Genomic DNA, 16960 nt, shown 5'->3' with positions numbered 1-16960 from the left:
GTTGCCTACGCTCTGCCGGTCGCGAAGTCCGGCAGAGCGCGGGACGTCAGTCAGCCGACATCGAGGCAGTCGACGTTGGGCAGTCCTGCTGTCGTGGTCGGATCCAGCCGGACGGTGTTGCTGCCGGCGTTCAGCGGGACCGTCACGGTCTTGGTCGTCCACGTCGTCCACGCACCGGTGGACTCGAACGAATGCGCCCCTGCCGTGGCTCCGTTGACGACGAGGTTCGCCGGCCTCGCACCGGTGGTGGCGCCATTGGCGAACCGGATCCCCAGCGTCGCCGTACGGGCGGTCGCGGAGTTCACGGTGAACTCCGCGAAGGCCCCCGCGGCGGCATTGCCGTTGCAGAACCCGCTACCGGAATAGCCCGCTTGGTTCGAGTCGATCGTGCCCTGGCACTGTGCCGGAGCGGTCTCTGCCTCGTAACGCCCCGGAGGTGCTGGTGTGCCGGCCGAGGTCTTGACGAGGGAGAGCTGGTCGACGGTGACGCCGCCCGAACCCGACGCCCGCACGGTGACGGTGGCGGCCCCGCCGGGCAGCTCGATGCCGGTGAGCTCGCGCTTGGCCCAGCCGCTCGACGACGGGACGCTGAGGGTGCGTTGGCTGCCGTTGGCGCCGTTGATCACGACCTGTCCGGCGCTGCCCCGAGCGTGCAGGGACAGGGTGTAGGTGCCTGCGGGCACCGACTCGACCCGCTGCTCGACGCCGCCGCTGTTGCTCACCTGGAGGGCGAAGCGAGACCCGTTCACACCACCGTTGACGTTGGTCACCGAACCACCGAGGTTCCGCCATCCCCGTACGCTGGAGACGATGACGCGGTCGGCCTGGATGTCGGGGTTGAGGATGTAGTTGTTCGCCGGCCCGACGCGCCACTCCCCGGTCGTGGCGTTGAACTGCCACTGACTCACCGAGTGGAACTGCGGCCGTGCGCCGGTCTTGGTGATCGGCGTCCACTGGTTGTACCCGATGCCGTTCCAGGCGAAGTCGGCCCAGCGGTCGCCGGCGTAGAGCACCGTGTTCTGCTTGGTGCCCTTGACCGTCACGAAGAACCCGGTCTGGGTCACGTGGCTGTAGTCCATCTCGGTGCCGGCAAGGACGTACTCGCTGCTGTAGGAGCCCTGGACGTTGCTGCTGGTCGACTCATTGACGTAGTTGACAGAGGTGTTCCAGCCGTGCAGGTCCGACGCCGCGTGGTAGTACTTGCCGTCGACCTTGAACATGGCGTTGCCCTCGCGCCCGGCGCCGCTGCGGATCTGCACGGCTGGCTCGATCCGCAGCGAGTCGGACTCCCGGAACTTGGCCACGAAGCCGCGCGACCGTCCTTCGCGGTTGGAGAAGATCAGGTAGTCCTTGCCGTCGTCGTCGGTGAAGACGGTCTGGTCTCCGGTGCCGGTCGTGGGCGAGTTGGTGATCTGGGTCTGGAAGTAGCCGTAGTCGAAGGTGTCGGTGGGTGAGTCGCCCTGGAGGAACAGGACACCGTGCCCGCCTCCGACGTAGGCCTGGGTGGCGAGCACGTACTTGCCGGTGTTCTCGTTGTACGAGACCCCGAGGCGCCCGACCCACCCTGCCTGACCGAGGGTGGCGCCGTTCTGGATCCTGGTCGAGCGCGTCGCGACCCGGTTCTCGAACTTCCAGTTCACCAGGTCCTTGGACGAGTACACGGGGATCGAGGCGAAGCTGACGTTCCCGTCGTACTTCCTCGTCGGATTGGCCCGGTAGAGCTCGGCGCCGGTGTAGTGCACGCCGTACCAGTAGTAGGTGTCACCGAACTTGAAGACGCCACCGCCCTGCGAATAGATGGGGTTGCCGCTGGTGTCGTTCCAGAAGGTGTTGTTCGTGATGGTCTGGAACGTGCCCTCGTCGGCGGCCTTCAGGTCGGCGGCGGCGGTCATCAGTGCCGTCTTCGCGTCGGCGACGTCCGACGTGGTGGCCGAAGTGTCGTCGGCGACCTCGGCCGCGGCGGTCAACGCCTTGGCGAAGGGCTTCCAGGAGTCAGCCGTGTACTTCGTCGGAGTGCGCGTCTGGTAGTCGGACACCAGGTACTCGAGGCCGCGATCCACCACCCGTCCAGCAGCCGCCCCCTGGTCCTGGAGCTCCGTTGCCTGTCTCTGCGTTGCAGGTGTCTCCGCCGCGGCGGTGCTCGCCGAGAGCGGCGCCGCCAACGCCACGGACAACAGGGTGGCGGCGGCCAACTTCCAGTACTTGGAGATGACACGCGATCCTTGCCTCAAGAGGTCACCTTCCGTCATTCTCAAAGGCGCCGAGATCCGGCGCACTTCCGCTGAAGGGCAGTCCCACGTCGGTGCCCTTGTCGATCAGGGCACTGTTCGCCGCGAGACGGAGGTGGGGCAGCACGGGCAGGTTCCCGTCGGTCTGGCGGGGCGCGTCCCAGCCGGACGTCGACACACTGTGGAACTGGGAGTCCGACAGGGGGACGCCGAGGTTCCAGGTGTTGTACGCGGCGCTGGTGCCGCTCATGTTCGACGTCGCCGTTCCGGTGTAGGCGATGTTGTTGCGCAGGGTGCCCCGGCCGACGGCGGCGCCGCGCGAGTCGATTCCCAGCATGTTGAAGTTGGGGTGGTTCCCGTAGCCGGTGTTGTTGAAGAAGTCGTTGGCCACCGGGTGGTGGTTGGCGTAGAAGCCGGCCGCCTTGTTGAGGAACGCCACCGAGTAGCGGACGGTGTGCTTCGGCGCGTTGGCCTCGTAGTCGCCCCCGTAACCGCCGGACTTGAAGCCGGCTCCGTTGCCGGAGGGCGTCGTCGTCCCCGGCACGTACCCGTTGCGCCAGGCCCACGAGTTCTCGATGATCACGGGCGAGTAGGTGGAGATGAGGTCGAACCCGTCATCGGCGTTCCACCACGCGCGGCAACCCCGGAACACGTTCGCGGCGCGGCCGGCCGGCGTGTAGTGCGAACCGAACCCGTCGGCGTTCTCGCCGGGACCGTCGTTGCTGCGCAGGTCGTAGTTGTCGTGCGCGTCCGAGTTGAGGACGAGGTTGCCGCCCCCGCCGCTGATGAACAGGCCGGTACCCATGTGGTGGTGCGTGTTGATCTGCTCGAAGACGTCGTTGCTGCCGGAGACCCAGATCCCCCAGGACTCGGCGTTGCGGTTGTTGTTCTGGGGAACGCCCCTGACTTCCAGCCCTTTGAGGTGGATCCAGCTGCCGGTGACGTCGAAGCCCTTGATGCGGCAGTTGTCCGTCATCCGCGAGAAGTCGAAGACCGGTTTCTCGCCCGGCTGGGCCCAGTACCGGATCGGGTTGCCCGAGCTGCCGCTCTTGTTGAGGGTGATCGCATCGACCTTGGCGGTCTGGCTCGAACAGGCGCTGTTCGCGCGGGTGTAGGCGTAGGTGCCGCCCCGGAAGTAGACCGTGTCGCCTGACTTGGCGACGGCCTGTGCACGGGCGATCGATGCCCACGGAGCGGCCTGCGTACCTGCTGCTCCGTCGTTTCCGTTCGGGGCGACGTAGTAGGTGTTTCCGGCCGCCGCGGTGCTCGCGGACGCCGAGCCGGGGGTCATGGCGACGGAACTCGACATGACCACCGAGAGCAGGAGGGCAGGGGTGTCGAACTTCGCGGTTCTCACAGCGTCATCTCCCGAGTCAGATGTCTTCCCGTGCGGCAGTAGGGCTCGTGCCTGCCTGACGTACTCAGCGCAGGCGAAAGCTGCTTTTCGAAGGGCGGGACCATGCGCGTGTCTCTTCAGAACCTCGTGGCGCGGGCGGCCAGGTTGGCGATGAAGCGGCGCGAGCCGATCAGGAAGACCCCGGTCGGTGGGATCGCTGACATGAGCGCTCCGGCGATGACCCTCGACCGGTCGGTGGTGCAGACGCTGTTCATCGGCGACTGAGACGAACTGCGCCAGGCATCCGAACTGGCTTACCGGATCGCCAGGGACGGCCTGCCGGCCGACGCCCAGCGGCGGACAGCAGGTCGGTATCGGCTCGGCGTGGTGGGGCCTCGCCTCCCCGGAGCCTGCCGCGCCGAAGACCGAGGGCACGTGGCGGGCGGCCGACCAGCCGACGGCTCCGGCAACGTACCGGCCCTCCCGGGGCATGAACTTGACGCCCAGCCGGCCCGGCCGGATGCTCCAGACGTGGCGGATGCCGGGGCCGATCACCGCGAGCTCCTGGGACTTCCGCAGGCTGATGGGGGGATTGCCTCGCCGGTCGTACCCTCGCCCCGGCCCCGGCCCGGCCCGGCCCCGCCTTCGTCGCACGCCGACGCCTGGTCGGAGTCAAGCCGCTTCCGCACGCCACCGTCAGACAGGGACGACTGCGACCGCGGTCTTGGGTCCGGCTTCATTGAAGGCCACCCGCGAGCCGACCGGCCCCGGTTCGCGCCCACCGCCGCGTGCTACCTGAGATACGCGGCGAGCGGGAGGTTCTGGCGGCGCACGTCACCGGCGACGAGCCCTGCGATCCGCTGGGCGCCGTAGGTGTCGAAGTGCGTGTGGTCGTTGCAGAAGAAGGTGCCCAGGGGACCGTTGCCTCCGTAGTCGCCGTTGTTAGGGCAGAAGCGCAGGCTGTTGTAGAGCGAGACACTGAGCGTCTGCAGGTCGACGACGGGGGCCCTGGTGGCGGATCCGGCGGCGAAGGTCTCGGCCACGAAGCCGCGGTTCTTGGTCGCTGTGCCGCCGGAGCAGGTGATGGCGGCCACCGGGGTGAGCAGCACCGGGTGCGCGCCCCGGGCCAGGGCGGCCTGCGCCATCATGGTCATCAGCTGTTGGTACCGGGCCCGGCCGACGTGCCGGGGGCAGCTCGAGGAGGAGTCGTTGATGCCGAACTGGATGAACAGGTAGTCACCGGCCTTCATTCCGGTGCTGGCGTTCAGCATCGCCTGCCAGCGGGACGAGTACGAGGTGGACGTGAGGCGGCACTCACCGTCCGATCCCTTGGTGCTGCTCACGTTCCCCTCGTACAGCCAGGTCTGGATGCTCCGGCCGCCCACGGCTTGGTTCTTGACGGTCACGTCACTGCTGAACAGGGCGTCGAACTGGCTGCCCCAGCCGACCGGACAACGGCCGGAACTCGGATTGGCCATGGTGGAGTCGCCGGCCAGCCACACGGTGACCGGTGCGGCGACCGTCCGTGCGGCCGGGGCCGGGGCCGCCTGGGCATGGGAGGCGCTGGCGCAGTTCGTGGCGACGGGGTCCGCCGCGGATGCGGCGCTGACACCGACGCTCGACAAGGCGATCACGAGCGCGGTCGTGATGAGAATCCGTAAGTTCCTCAACGGGTCCCTCCTTGGGACTGGCGCCGGGCGTTCGGTCAGCGCAGGTAGGCGGCCAGGGGCAGGCGCTGCTCGCGGATGCTCTGGAGCACCAGCCCGCCCATCTGGCTCGCCCCGTACTGCGAGAAGTGGGTGTTGTCCGTGACACCGTCGACGGAGGAGCGCAGGAAGAGCTGCGCGGAGGCGGACGGGCCGAGGGACTCGACGAGCGCCTTGCTCTTGGCGGTCAGATCGATCACCGGAACCCTCTGGGCCGTCCCGACCGAGCGCATCTCGGCGGGCAGGTTCACGCCGACGCCGTTGACGTGCAGGGCCGTTGACGTGAGCCGGTTGCCGTCGAACAGCCGGCGGACCGGCGGCGTCACCAGGACCGGGACACCGCCCTTCGCGCGGACCTGCGTGATCATGGTGGTGAGGTTGCTCCGGAAGGCCGACGCGCTGGTCTGCTTGTCGTTGTGCCCGAACTGGATGAACACCGCGTCGTTTGCCTTGACTTTCGACAACAGCGCCGGGAAGAGCGCCGAGCTCCTCAGGAAGCTGCCCGAACTCTCCCCCGAGTCCGCGTAGTTGGCGACCGAGGCTCCGGGCCCCACCGCCGGCGGGATCATCTGGCCCCATCCCGTGTACGGGGCCACGGGCTGGTCGCACACGGTCGAGTCACCGGCCAGGTAGGCGACCAGCGGCTGGGCCGCAGGTTTCACGGAGACGGCCGACACCTGCGGGCTGGACCCCGCGAACCGGATGTCCAGACCGGGGTTTCCGGTGCCGCCCTGGCCGGTCGGCTGCCCCTCCGGCTGCCGCACGTTGACCGTGAACGAGTACGTGGCGGTGGCACCGGCCGCCGTCTTCGTCGCCGCAAGCATCAGGCGCCGCGCCTCCACCCACATGTCGGTCTCGGCGGCAGTGGCACCACCGATGGAAACCGTCACGTCGTAGTTGCCGGGTGAGACCGCGTAGTGACACTTGATCGGCACAGTGCCGGAACAACCGGCCGGCAGCGCCCGCGTGGCGGCATCCGCATGCGCCGCACCGGTGCCGACCAGCGTCGCAAGAGTCAGCAGACCCACCACTCCCAGCCTGACCCCGTGACTTTCGAAACGTGATGTCATGCTCATTACAACCACCAATCCCGGTCCTTGACCGGAGAACTGCCCGGCTTGCGGTCCATGGCCCGTCCCTCAGGCCTGGGTGAAGCCGTTCATGATCGCTGTGGGCCGTTTGCTGGAGGAGTCCCAGGCGCCCATGTTGTAACCGGTGAACGGCGACATGCACTCCGGCTCCCAGTAGAAGATCCCCTGCCCGCCACTGGACTTGAGGGCCTTCGTGTAGGCGACCAGCGAGGCCTGGGTGGCGGAGACCCGGTCCACCCGGCCACCGAACTCGCTCTGCAGGAACGGCTTGCCGTAAGCGTCGGAGATCCTCTTCATGTTCGCCACGATCCCGGGGGCGAGGTCGGCACTGCCGTAGGACGAGAACACCGACATGTCCCACTTGCCGCCGCTCGCCGCGAAGCGGCTGAAGAACGTCGTCATCACGTCGTACTTCTGCGGCTGGGCCAGGTGGATGCACACCGTCGAGTTCGGCGACACCGCTTTGACCTGGTCGTATGCGGCGTTGAGGAGTCCGGTCATCTGCGCCCCGTTGGAGACGCTGCCGACGGGGCGGCAGATCCCGCTGTTGATCTCGTTGCCGATCTGGACCCAGGTGGGGAGCACGCCGCTGCTCCTCATGACCGTCATGGTCTGGTTCACGTACGTGCCCATCGCGGTGCGCATCTGGTTGTAGCTCATGTTCCGCCAGGCCGCGGGCGGGTTCTGCACGCCGACGGAGTTCCAGGTGTCGCCGAACATGTAGTCGAGCATGATCGACATGCCGGCGGCGTTGACCCGCTTGGCGAAGGCGGCGACCTCGTTGATGCCGCAGTGCCCGTTGGCCGGGTCGTTGGACGGGTTGACGAAGGTACGCAGGCGTACGGCGGTGATGCCGTAGCCCTTGAGGATCGTCAGCAGGTCCTGGGTCTGCCCGCTCGCGTTCTTCCAGGAGTAGCCGCGAGCCTCCATCTGAGGTGCCCAGCTGATGTCGACGCCCTTGACGAAGCTTGCGGCGGCCTCGGCAGGCGTCTCGAGTTCGGCGAACGCAGCGGCCGTGGCGAGCGCCCCGGCGGTCGCGGTGGTGGCCCTGAGCAGGGTTCGCCGGCTGATGCGCCCGGCTCCTGGTGTGGGGGGTTGCGGGGACATGGTGGGTCCTTTCCTTCCGTCGGCCGTGGGTGAGACGTCGCGGTCGGCGAAGAGCTGATCAGTGAGAAGGAGACTTCCCGGAGCGAGGCGGGTGATGGGGGCGACTGGCGCTCAGGCTAAAGGAGTTGGTGTAGCGCGTGCGATCCATCCGATGCCGCCTCCCTGGGTGTGGCGACAACTGAGGCAGGACTGCTGCGAGTGGCACGTGTCGGAGAGGGCGGCCTTGGCATGCCATGGACGCTCCTCGAGGTCGGAGCTGTGAGCGATCACAGAGGAGTGGCGACGAAAGCGCGCAATCGCATCACAATGAACCGGAGGTGCATCACGCAGCTTCTCGATCGGGCACGAAGCTGTCAACCATTGCTCACCGATCCAATGGAAGATGCGGTGCGATCCTGTGGGCGGGTGCTCGCCGCGCCTCGGCTGCGGGCTGTCTGAAGCGGTGGGAGTCATCCCAGTTCAAGTGCCCTTTCAGAAGGAATGCGGCGACGGGGACGAGGCTGCGTACGGGCATCTCTTCGGCTCGCACTCGAACATGCTCGAACAGAAAAAGCCAACAGAATGCTTGACGGGCTATCAGCGGATTCCTACCCTCGCAGCGAATGGGAGCGTTCCCACGCTGTGTCAGACCGCCGTCTCCGCGATCTTCACATAACCCCCCACACATCGGAGGTCATCGTGACCGACCCGCACCGGCATCCGCGCACCGCATCGCCCCCAAGGCGATTCCAACGCCGGTCGAGCAATCGGCTGTTCCGCGGCCTGACGGCCGCGACCGCACTGGCCCTCTCCGCGCTCACCGGCCTGCCGCAGACCGCGCACGCCGCGACCGCGCGACAGGTGGAACGCCTGGACCGGGGACTGACCAGCGTCCACTCCGGCAGCGGGAACCTGGTGTCGTGGCGGTGGCTGGTCACTGACCCGAACGACGTGGCCTTCAACGTCTACCGTGGCGGCACCAGGCTCAACTCCTCGCCCCTGACCACCTCGACGAACTACTTGGACGCTGCCGCCCCGGACTCCGCCGACTACACGGTGCGCGCGGTGGTGAACGGCGTCGAGCAGGCGCCGTCCGAACACGCGCTCCAGTTCCGCGCCGGGTACAAGGACGTGCCGATCTCCCCGCCGCCCGGGGGCACTTCACCCGGCAACTCGCCGTACACCTACGAGGCCAACGACGCCTCCGTCGGCGACCTCGACGGCGACGGCGCCCTGGACATCGTTCTGAAGTGGCAGCCGACGAACGCCAAGGACAACTCCCAGTCCGGCTACACCGGCAACACGATCGTCGACGGCATCAAGCTCGACGGCACTCGCCTGTGGCGTATCGATCTCGGCCGCAACATCCGCTCCGGCGCGCACTACACACAGTTCCAGGTGTACGACTACGACGGCGACGGCAAGGCCGAGGTCGCCATGAAGACCGCCGACGGCACGAAGGACGGAACCGGCTCGGTCATAGGGGGTTCCTCGGCCGATCACCGCAACTCCTCGGGCTATGTGCTGTCCGGCCCCGAGTACCTGACGATGTTCAACGGGCAGACGGGCAAGGCGATGCAGTCCGTCGACTACGTCCCGGCCCGAGGCACGGTGTCGTCCTGGGGGGACTCCTACGGCAACCGCGTGGACCGGTTCCTGGCGGGCACGGCCTACCTGGACGGTTCCCGCCCCTCGGTGGTCATGGCTCGCGGCTACTACACCCGCGCGGTGATCGCGGCCTGGGACTGGCGGAACGGGCAGTTCACCCGCCGGTGGACCTTCGACTCCAACGCCAACAGCGGCTACGCCGGCCAGGGCAACCACCAGTTGTCGGTCGCGGACGTCGACGGCGACGGCAAGGACGAAATCGTCTACGGCGCGATGGCCGTCGACGACAACGGCAACGGCCTGTGGACGACGCGGAACGGGCACGGGGACGCGATGCACGTGGGCGACCTCGACCCGTCCCGGCCGGGTCTGGAGGAGTTCAAGGTCGACGAGGACAGCTCCAAGCCGTCCTCCTGGATGGCGGACGCGAGGACCGGCCAGATCCTCTGGTCCACCCCCGCCAGCGGTGACAACGGCCGGGGCGTGTCCGGTGACATCTGGTCCGGCAGCGCGGGCGCCGAGTCATGGTCGTCTCTCGTGAGCGGCGTCCGCAACCCCAAGGGCGCGGTGGTCGCCAGCCGTAAACCCGGGTCCAGCAACTTCCTGGCGTGGTGGGACGGCGACACCACGCGCGAACTTCTCGACGGCACCCACATCGACAAGTACGGCACGTCCGGCGACACCCGCCTGCTCACCGGCTCCGGGGTCCACTCCAACAACGGCACCAAGTCGACGCCGTCCTTGTCCGGCGACATCCTCGGCGACTGGCGCGAGGAGGTCATCTGGCCGACGTCCAACAACACGGCCCTGCGGATCTACTCCACGCCGTTCCAGACCAATACGCGAATCACGACCCTCCTCCACGACACCCAGTACCGCACGGCGCTGGCCTGGCAGAACACCGCCTACAACCAGCCCCCGCACCCCAGCTTCTTCATCGGCGGCAACATGCCCGTGCCACCCCGCCCCACCGTTGCGCTGCCGAACAGCCGCTGAGCCGGACAGCCGACTTCCCTGATGCTCGAGCGAGTTCGAGCATCAGGGAAGGGGTGTTCGTCGAACGAGTGGAACCTGGCACGGGTAATGGAGCACTGGCAGTGGTGCACGCGGCACGCTGATGGTGTTCTTGGGGCGGGGCGGGGCGGCGCGGAGCGTAGTCACCTGGCGGAAAACACGTCTCGGTCCTACGGCTCTATCTCTCAACCAGCCGGCGTCCGCAAGCCTTCCTCCGACCAGTAGCCCGGTTTCTGCGTGATACGTGATAGGGGTTCAGCAGCATGTGGGCGCACCCCGGCAGAGGCAGGATGGCGTCCCTCGTCGTGCAACACCGTTGCGTTTAGCCACCGTTGGTGGCGTCAAGGCCGCCTTCCTTGATCATCTCGAAGTGAAGGGTGTATGCCTGCGCTGTTCTGGGGTGCTTGCCGGTGGTCACTCCCGCTCAGTCTCTAGGAACGGTAGTAGACGTACGTGGTCCACCGGCGGCTGCCGCGGCTCCGGGCATACGGCCGCACGCCGACCGCGAACCGCTGGGCCGGAGCTCTGGCCCTTGCGACGGCACCTGCTTGCGCTGTGCCGAGCAGGGACAGGCCTACGCCCGCGCCTCCGGCTGCGCTCAGGGTCAGGAAAGTACGCCGCTGCATGGTCATGAAGACTCCTGGTGTGGGGGGTGCGGAGCGCTGCTCGGTCAGGTGCCGGGAAGAGGCATCGCCGGGGCGGTCGCACTGACCGAGGTGGTGGGGTCGTAGCCGTGGGGGTGGTCAGGTGGGCGTATCAGGAACGGTGGAGGACGTTCCGGTCCTGCCTGTGGCAGCGACCGTGGCGGTGATCGATGTGGCGTTGCCTTGCGGGCAGAGACACGGCGATGGCGAGCCGGTGACCACCTGTGACGCGCCTCTGGGAGCGTTCCCACATCGGTTGCAACCGTCAGAGCCCCGATCGGGTGCCGGTCTGCCGATCATTGGCGCCCAACTCTGTTGTCCTCGACGCGCATTCGACAGATCTAGGGGCGGGCGGCGCGGTATCGCGTCTCTGTACATCGCCCCGTCACACTGGCGACGGTCCCTCGTCAGCCGTGACCGATACCCGCACTCATGCCGGCGATCGTATGGGCCCGGATGTCGAGGTGCGGTCCCTCCGCGAAGCGGGTCACCACGGCGCGGACATGGTCCTGGGCGGGCTGGAGCAGCCCGTCGTACACCGCGACGCAGACTTCCCGTGCCCGTGACCGGGGCCAGTCGGATGGCAGCAGCCCGATGGGGAGCAACGGGTCCAGGATGGGGAAGTGCCGGTAGGCGTGCATGACCTCGGTCCGGGCGCGCACCGCATCGGCACCGGTGACGCCGTCGGCGCCGATGTGCGGAAGCAAGCCGCTCCAACGACTGATGAACGCGTGGTAGTGCTCGGCGATGCCGGTGAGGTCCCACGCCTCGACCGGGTTGCGGTCGACCGCCGTGTCCAGTTCCTCCTGCCGCGCGCGGAACACGGTCACCGCTCCTCGCGCCAGGTCGGCCACGTCGATCCGCCCCTTGGGGGTGAGGGGGTGCGGCGACACCCAGAGCGCGTCGTACAGCGGCGCGAACCCGCGCCAACGCAGCGCGGTGCGCAACGCCCGCCGCCGCGTGCTCTCCTGCTCCGGAACGGAGAAGGCGATCAGTGTCCACCGTCCGTCCCACGAGTCGGGCTGAGTGGTGAAGGTGGCGATCGAGCTGGCGCCGCTCCACAGATCGACGGCGGCCTGAGACGTCAGCCGGTAGGAGCTGTACCGCCCTTGCCGGCTGCCCTCCAGCACCCCACGGCGCATCAGCCTGCTGATCGTCGTACGGGCGGCGCCCGGGGTCACATGGAACTCGCCGAGCAGCGCCACGATCGCCGCCGACGGCAACCAGGACCGGACGGGGAACGTGTAGTCGGCGATCAAGGTCACCGCGAGGCCCTGTGGCGAGACGGTGCTCTGCCAGCCGGGCGACCGCACGGGGCCGGAGGCGCCGTCACCCTCGTCGGAGAAGATTTCCTCGAGGTGGACCAGGTTCGGCAAGGTCGGCTCCGACGCTGTGGACAGGATCGGCACCACTTTAACGGCTGGGAGATCGTCGGGTGGAGCTCCGCCGGGATCGGCCCACCCCGGCGGGACCTCCGCGCACCGGTGAAGTGAAGGTGCCCGGACAGTGCCCAGCGGGCTCGGTACGGTACCCCTGCCTCGCGCTCTCGCGCCGCCACGTACTGCTTTCGCACGTCGCGGCCGGGAGTCCGTCCGGAGGGCGGAGGCGACGGAGCACCACGGGCTCAGCGAGGCCGGCCATGGATGAGAAGGGCTTGGCGTCCCATGGTCGGCGGGCGCATCCGTCACCGCCGGGTGAGGGTGGACGGCGCCCCGGCGGACTGGTCACCCTCGTCGCTCAGGCTCAGGGTGTCTCGGGCGGTCATCGTGACGACGTAGACGTTGCCGTCGGGGCAGGCCGGTTCGGCCGACGGGTCGGTGGGTTGGCTGGTGTCAGCCCTTGAGGACCATCGAGGCCTTGCGTACCTCCCGCAATTGCAGGGTCTCGGTGCATCCCAGCTCAAGGCCGGTGTTCACTTCGGTCACGCTGCTGACCTGCTTGCCCGCCAGCTCACCCTGTTGTGCCGGGTGGAGAGTCAACGTGACGGTGAACCGGTCGGTCCGGCGCTGACTAGGACCGTCAGGGGTGGGATTGCCCGGCCCGGCGCCGACCCATGTACCTGCCCAGGCCGCAGGAAGCGATGTGGCCGCGAATGACGGCGAAGGCGTACCACCGGAGGCGTCATCGCCGGAGAAATGCTGCACGACGAACGTGCCTGCCGTGGCCATCAAGGCCGCAGCCGTGGTCCCGGCGACCACTCGGCCCGGGCGGGGGCGAGTCCGCCCGGGAAACCGGCCTTTCAGTTGGCTCATGAGTGCCACCCGCTCGGGCCCGACCCGGCGACCTGGGCCGCGTTGCGAACTGCGTGCTCAGGCGCGGAGGCGGACGCGCGAGGTCTGGAGGAGCTACGGCCGGTGCGCGCCCCGGGGAACCAGCAGTGAACCGCGAAGCTCCGCGCTCAGGACCGAGTTCCTCGCTGCTCGCCCACCACAGGCCGGCGCTGCGCGCGGGACCGTCCTCCTGCTTCGCTCGCTTGCAGCGGCTACAGGCAGGGATTGGCCGACAGCCATCAAGAGGTACGCGGACTCAGCCACGGCCACCTCGTCCGGTTCGAGGCGAGCAAGGACTGAGCAGCGCCAGGACGCCCGCCGTCTCACGGTTCGTCGAGCAGGCGCCGGCCGTTGCGATGCCCGTCACGAGTTGCGTCTACGGCGATCGCAGCGGCCGGGGTGGCGAGGAAGGCGTGCACTCCCTGGTGAGCGGGGAGTGCACGCCGGGGGCTTGCACAGCGAGCAGGGTCGGATCACTCCGTCGCGAAGCGCCCTGCAGAGGATTCCGCGGCACGCGCGGACGGCGTATCCGACCGGGTGAGCACCCGGCGTACCGCGTCGGCGAGTGCGGGAGCCGCGTTCGCGTCGGCATCGGCGATCCCGACGCCATAGCGGAACCGCACGGTCGCGCCGTCCTCGACGGTCAGCTCCTCGCTGAAGAACGGTGCCGGGTTGAGGCAGGCGAACTCCTCGGTCCGGGCGAACCACTGCGGCGGGTGACTCGGGTTCGCCGCGTCGTCGACCATGAGCACCAGCGACTGCGCGTCCGTCTCGTCGTGGCGGCCCGCGAAGCCCATCCACTCCATGCGCCGCCCGCGGACCTCGTCGCCGCCCAGGCCTTCCTCGGTCACGAACTGTCCGCCGGTGAACGACCGCGGGCCCCGCCAGAACAGGCCGCCGTAGCCGGCGTTCTCCCGTCCCTTGGTGGTCGGGGACCCCATGGCGACGTCCGTTCCCGAGACGTTGGTCATCTGCGTCTCGAACGTCAACACCCAGGCGTGCGGGGAGACCAGGCTCGCTCGCAGCGTCCTGCGCTCGGTGAAGAACAGCGCGCCGGACTGGGTGGTCCAGTCCAGGTCGTGGGCGAACGTCGCCGTTCCGTCGGCTCTGTCCAGGTCGACGACCTGGCGGTGGGCCTGGGTTCCGTTGTTCTCCAGCTGGACGTAGAAGCGTCCGTGGATGTACGTGGGACCGCCCCAGAAGTTCTCCTCGCCGACGTGGGGCAGGGACCACGCGATGCCCTTGTGCCACACGTGGTCGTGGGGACGGAACAGGCTGACCACCTTGCCGGCCCGGGTGCGCAGGGGGTGGATGTAGGGCTTGGGCGATTCCAGTTGGACGGTGTCCGGCTGGTACACGTAGCGGAACAGCTCGGTGCCGCCGTCGCGGACCGTGACCGAGGCACCCAGGTCGTGGCGGATCTCAAGGGCGTTCATACGAGGGCCTCCTTGACCGGTTCCCACGGCACGGCGCCGCCGTCCATGCTGAGCGCGAAGGGGTCGTCGTCGGTCAGTTCGCCCGCGGCGACGGGGACACCGCGGAAGGCGGAGGCGTACGTCGCCGCCGCGAACTCCAGCGTGCGGCGCGCGTCTTGCAGACAGACGCCGGGTTCCTGTCCGGTCTCCCAGGCGTCGAACACGGCCTCGATCTGGAGTCTGTGGCCGCTCGTGATGTCCGGCTCGTCACCGACGGCCCAGAGGTCCGAGAGTTCGTCGTGGCCGGGGGCCGGGGTGAAGCGCCAGTGTTCCTCGCGGTAGCCGTAGAGGTGTTCGAGTTCGACGGTGGCGTATTCGAAGTCGAAGCGCAGGCGCGAGGTCTCCCGGGGGGACAACAGGGAGTTGACCACTGTGGCGAGGGCTCCGTTGTCGAACCGGACGGCGGCGATCGAGACGTCCTCGGTGTCGGTGGGCCGGGCCTGGCGTTCGGCGAGTGCGGTGATCTGGGACCAGGGGCCGAGGACCGACAGCATGAGGTCGAACTGGTGGATGCCGTGTCCCATCGTGGGGCCGCCGCCCTCGACGTCCCAGCGTCCCCGCCACGGCACCTCGAAGTACGCGTCGGGCCGGTACCAGAGGGTCTCGCAGGTGGCGACCAGTGGCCGGCCCAGTGCGCCGGCCGTGGCCAGCCTGCGCAGGCGTTCCGCCGCCGCGCCGTAGCGGTGCTGGAAGACGGTCAGCACCTTGGAGCCGGTCTGCTCCTGCACCGTGGCCAGTTGGTCCATCTCGCGCAGGCTCAGTGCCGTCGGCTTCTCCACCAAGGCGGTGACGCCGGCCCGCATCACCATGGACGCCAGCGGTACGTGGGTCTGCGGAGGTGTACAGATGTGTACGAGATCGAGGTCTTCGCTCTCCAGCAGAGCCTGCGGGTCGTCGAAGACGTGCGGCACGGAGAATCGCTCGGCGAACGCGGCGGCACGGCTCGGGTCGAGGTCGGCGACGGCGACCAGCCGGGCACGTTCGGAGAGTTCGGTGAGGGCTTCGGCATGAGCGTGGGCGATACCGCCGGTGCCGATGATGGCCACGCGGTACGGCGGCCGGGGGCTGGGCATGAGTGGTTTCTCTCTCTTGGTTCCTGACCCACTTCTCGTGGGGCTACCGGGGGCCGTGGGCAGCGGCGACGGCCCCCGGAGGGAGGTCACTTGGCCGCGTCGATCTCGCCCTGAAGCTCCTTGATGAAGGCCTTCGCGGCGGCTTCGGGCGAGGTCTTCTTGAAGTAGACCTCCTGGCTGTAGCGCTGCAGCTCCGGTTCGATGCCGCTTCCGCCGTTGGGGGTGACGACCGGCGACTCACCCGGGGTCACGGCGTTCATGTAGTCGGCCGCCGCCTTGTCGGTCCCGGCCAGAGTCGGCTGGAGGTGCTTCAGCATCTCCTTGTTGGCGGGGATTCCGCGCTCCGTCTTGAGGATGTCGGCGGCCTTGGGGTCGTTGAGCAGGAAGTTGACGAACGCGGCCGCCTCGGCCGGGTGCGCGCTCTGGCTCGAGACCGCCCAGTACATGGAGGGCTTGAAGAAGTTCGCCTTGGTGTCGCCGACACGAGGCATCTGCAGCAGTTGCACATGGGCGCCCGCGGCCTGCTGGATCGCGGTGATCTGGGTGTTGTAAGCCCCCATCATGGCCGCCTTGCCGGTGGCGAAGCTGCCGGCGGTCACACCGGCGGTCAGGTCCTCGACCATCGTCGACGTATTGACGCTGGCCCCGGAGGAGAGCAGGTCCAGACCGTACTTCCACATGCCGGCGAGCGTCTCGGGCTTCAGCGAGACCTTGCCGTCCTTGTCGAAGAGGTTCTCACCGTGCTGACGGGCCCAGTACTTGACATCGCCTGCGGAGAAGCCGGGCGCGCCGGCCGCGCCATGGATCTTGCCGCCGCTCTTGTCCGTCAGCTCCTTGGCGGTCTTGGCGTAGTCGTCCCACGTCCAGGTCTTGTCGTCGGGAACCTTCACGCCGTACTTCGTGAACATGTCGGTGTTCACGAGGATGGACATGACGCCGACGCCGACGGGAAGGGCGTACTGCGTTCCGTCGATCTGTCCGGTGGCCAGGGCCTGGTCGTCGAACTGCGAGGTGCTGAGGATCTTCTTGGCCTTGCCGAGGTCGTACAGCGCTCCGCGGTCGGCGTACGAGGCGAGATACAGCTCGTCCATCTGGACGACGTCGGGGGAGTCCTTGGCAGCGGTCGTCGTGGCGAGCGCGTCCCAGTAGCCGTTCCAGTCCTTGTACTGGCCCTTGACCGTGATGTTGGGGTACTTCTTCTCGAACGCCTTGATGACCTCGTCGGTGAGCTGGGCGCGGGCGTCCGCACCCCACCAGGTGGCGCGGATGGTGACCGGCTTGTCGCCGAGCTCGGGAGCGGATCCGGTGCTGCCGCCGGAGCAGGCGGTCAGTACGAGCGAGAGTGAGGCGACCGCTCCGATCGCGACGCGTCTGAAGGGGCTGGGGTTCATGTGCTTCTCCTGTGCCTGATGGGTGGGTCGGATTTGAT

Annotated in this window: 12 protein-coding genes; 2 read left to right on the top strand and 10 right to left on the bottom strand. The window is 68.2% G+C overall.

Going from position 1 to position 16960, the window contains the following annotated elements; translation table 11 throughout:
• Positions 1-50: 50 nt before the first annotated feature.
• Both QA802_RS41445 and QA802_RS05180 read right to left on the bottom strand, forming a co-directional pair.
• Complete coding sequence (locus QA802_RS41445) at positions 51-2249, bottom strand: family 43 glycosylhydrolase (RefSeq protein WP_443042072.1); 2199 nt, start codon at positions 2247-2249, stop codon at positions 51-53.
• Positions 2236-3585, bottom strand: a complete 1350-nt coding sequence (locus QA802_RS05180) for a right-handed parallel beta-helix repeat-containing protein (protein ID WP_334518424.1) — start codon at positions 3583-3585, stop codon at positions 2236-2238. Before QA802_RS05180 ends, QA802_RS41445 begins: the two co-directional genes overlap by 14 nt.
• 102 nt (positions 3586-3687) lie before the next feature.
• On the opposite strand from QA802_RS05180, the gene QA802_RS05175 reads away from it, so the two are divergent.
• Positions 3688-3849 carry a hypothetical protein gene (locus QA802_RS05175; protein ID WP_334518422.1) on the top strand — a complete coding sequence of 54 codons (162 nt, stop codon included), beginning with the start codon at positions 3688-3690 and terminating at the stop codon, positions 3847-3849.
• 506 nt (positions 3850-4355) lie between these two features.
• Here the strand turns inward: QA802_RS05175 and QA802_RS05170 are convergent.
• The 3 genes from QA802_RS05170 to QA802_RS05160 form a co-directional block, all read right to left on the bottom strand.
• Entirely contained in the window at positions 4356-5234 is an 879-nt protein-coding gene (locus QA802_RS05170) for an SGNH/GDSL hydrolase family protein (protein ID WP_334518420.1), read from the bottom strand.
• Between the two features lie 35 nt (positions 5235-5269).
• On the bottom strand, positions 5270-6298 hold the full coding sequence (locus tag QA802_RS05165) for a rhamnogalacturonan acetylesterase (RefSeq protein WP_334518418.1): 1029 nt from the start codon (positions 6296-6298) through the stop codon (positions 5270-5272).
• Positions 6299-6409: 111 nt separating this feature from the next.
• Positions 6410-7468, bottom strand: a complete 1059-nt coding sequence (locus QA802_RS05160; RefSeq protein ID WP_334518416.1) for a glycosyl hydrolase 53 family protein — start codon at positions 7466-7468, stop codon at positions 6410-6412.
• Positions 7469-8146: 678 nt separating this feature from the next.
• Between QA802_RS05160 and QA802_RS05155 the strand changes: the two genes are divergently transcribed.
• Complete coding sequence (locus QA802_RS05155) at positions 8147-10051, top strand: rhamnogalacturonan lyase (RefSeq protein ID WP_443042071.1); 1905 nt, start codon at positions 8147-8149, stop codon at positions 10049-10051.
• A gap of 1069 nt (positions 10052-11120) precedes the next feature.
• Here QA802_RS05155 and QA802_RS05150 read toward each other — a convergent pair.
• The 5 genes from QA802_RS05150 to QA802_RS05130 all read right to left on the bottom strand — a co-directional run bounded on the left by QA802_RS05150 (position 11121) and on the right by QA802_RS05130 (position 16922).
• Positions 11121-12089, bottom strand: a complete 969-nt coding sequence (locus QA802_RS05150; RefSeq protein ID WP_334518415.1) for a PaaX family transcriptional regulator — start codon at positions 12087-12089, stop codon at positions 11121-11123.
• A gap of 456 nt (positions 12090-12545) precedes the next feature.
• A complete protein-coding gene (locus QA802_RS05145) occupies positions 12546-12965 on the bottom strand; it encodes a hypothetical protein (protein ID WP_334518413.1) in 420 nt (139 codons plus the stop codon).
• A gap of 491 nt (positions 12966-13456) precedes the next feature.
• Positions 13457-14419 carry a DUF6807 domain-containing protein gene (locus tag QA802_RS05140; RefSeq protein WP_334518411.1) on the bottom strand — a complete coding sequence of 321 codons (963 nt, stop codon included), beginning with the start codon at positions 14417-14419 and terminating at the stop codon, positions 13457-13459.
• On the bottom strand, positions 14416-15531 hold the full coding sequence (locus tag QA802_RS05135) for a Gfo/Idh/MocA family protein (RefSeq protein WP_334518409.1): 1116 nt from the start codon (positions 15529-15531) through the stop codon (positions 14416-14418). The genes QA802_RS05140 and QA802_RS05135 overlap by 4 nt, the downstream gene beginning before the upstream one ends.
• A gap of 86 nt (positions 15532-15617) precedes the next feature.
• Positions 15618-16922, bottom strand: coding sequence for an ABC transporter substrate-binding protein (locus QA802_RS05130; RefSeq protein WP_334518407.1), 1305 nt, complete (start codon positions 16920-16922; stop codon positions 15618-15620).
• Positions 16923-16960: the final 38 nt, after the last annotated feature.

Origin of the sequence: Streptomyces sp. B21-105, from assembly GCF_036898465.1 — a bacterium.
Lineage (GTDB): Bacteria > Actinomycetota > Actinomycetes > Streptomycetales > Streptomycetaceae > Streptomyces.
Note: the sequence above shows the minus strand (reverse complement) of the source record. Positions and strands in the feature narration are given on the sequence as shown.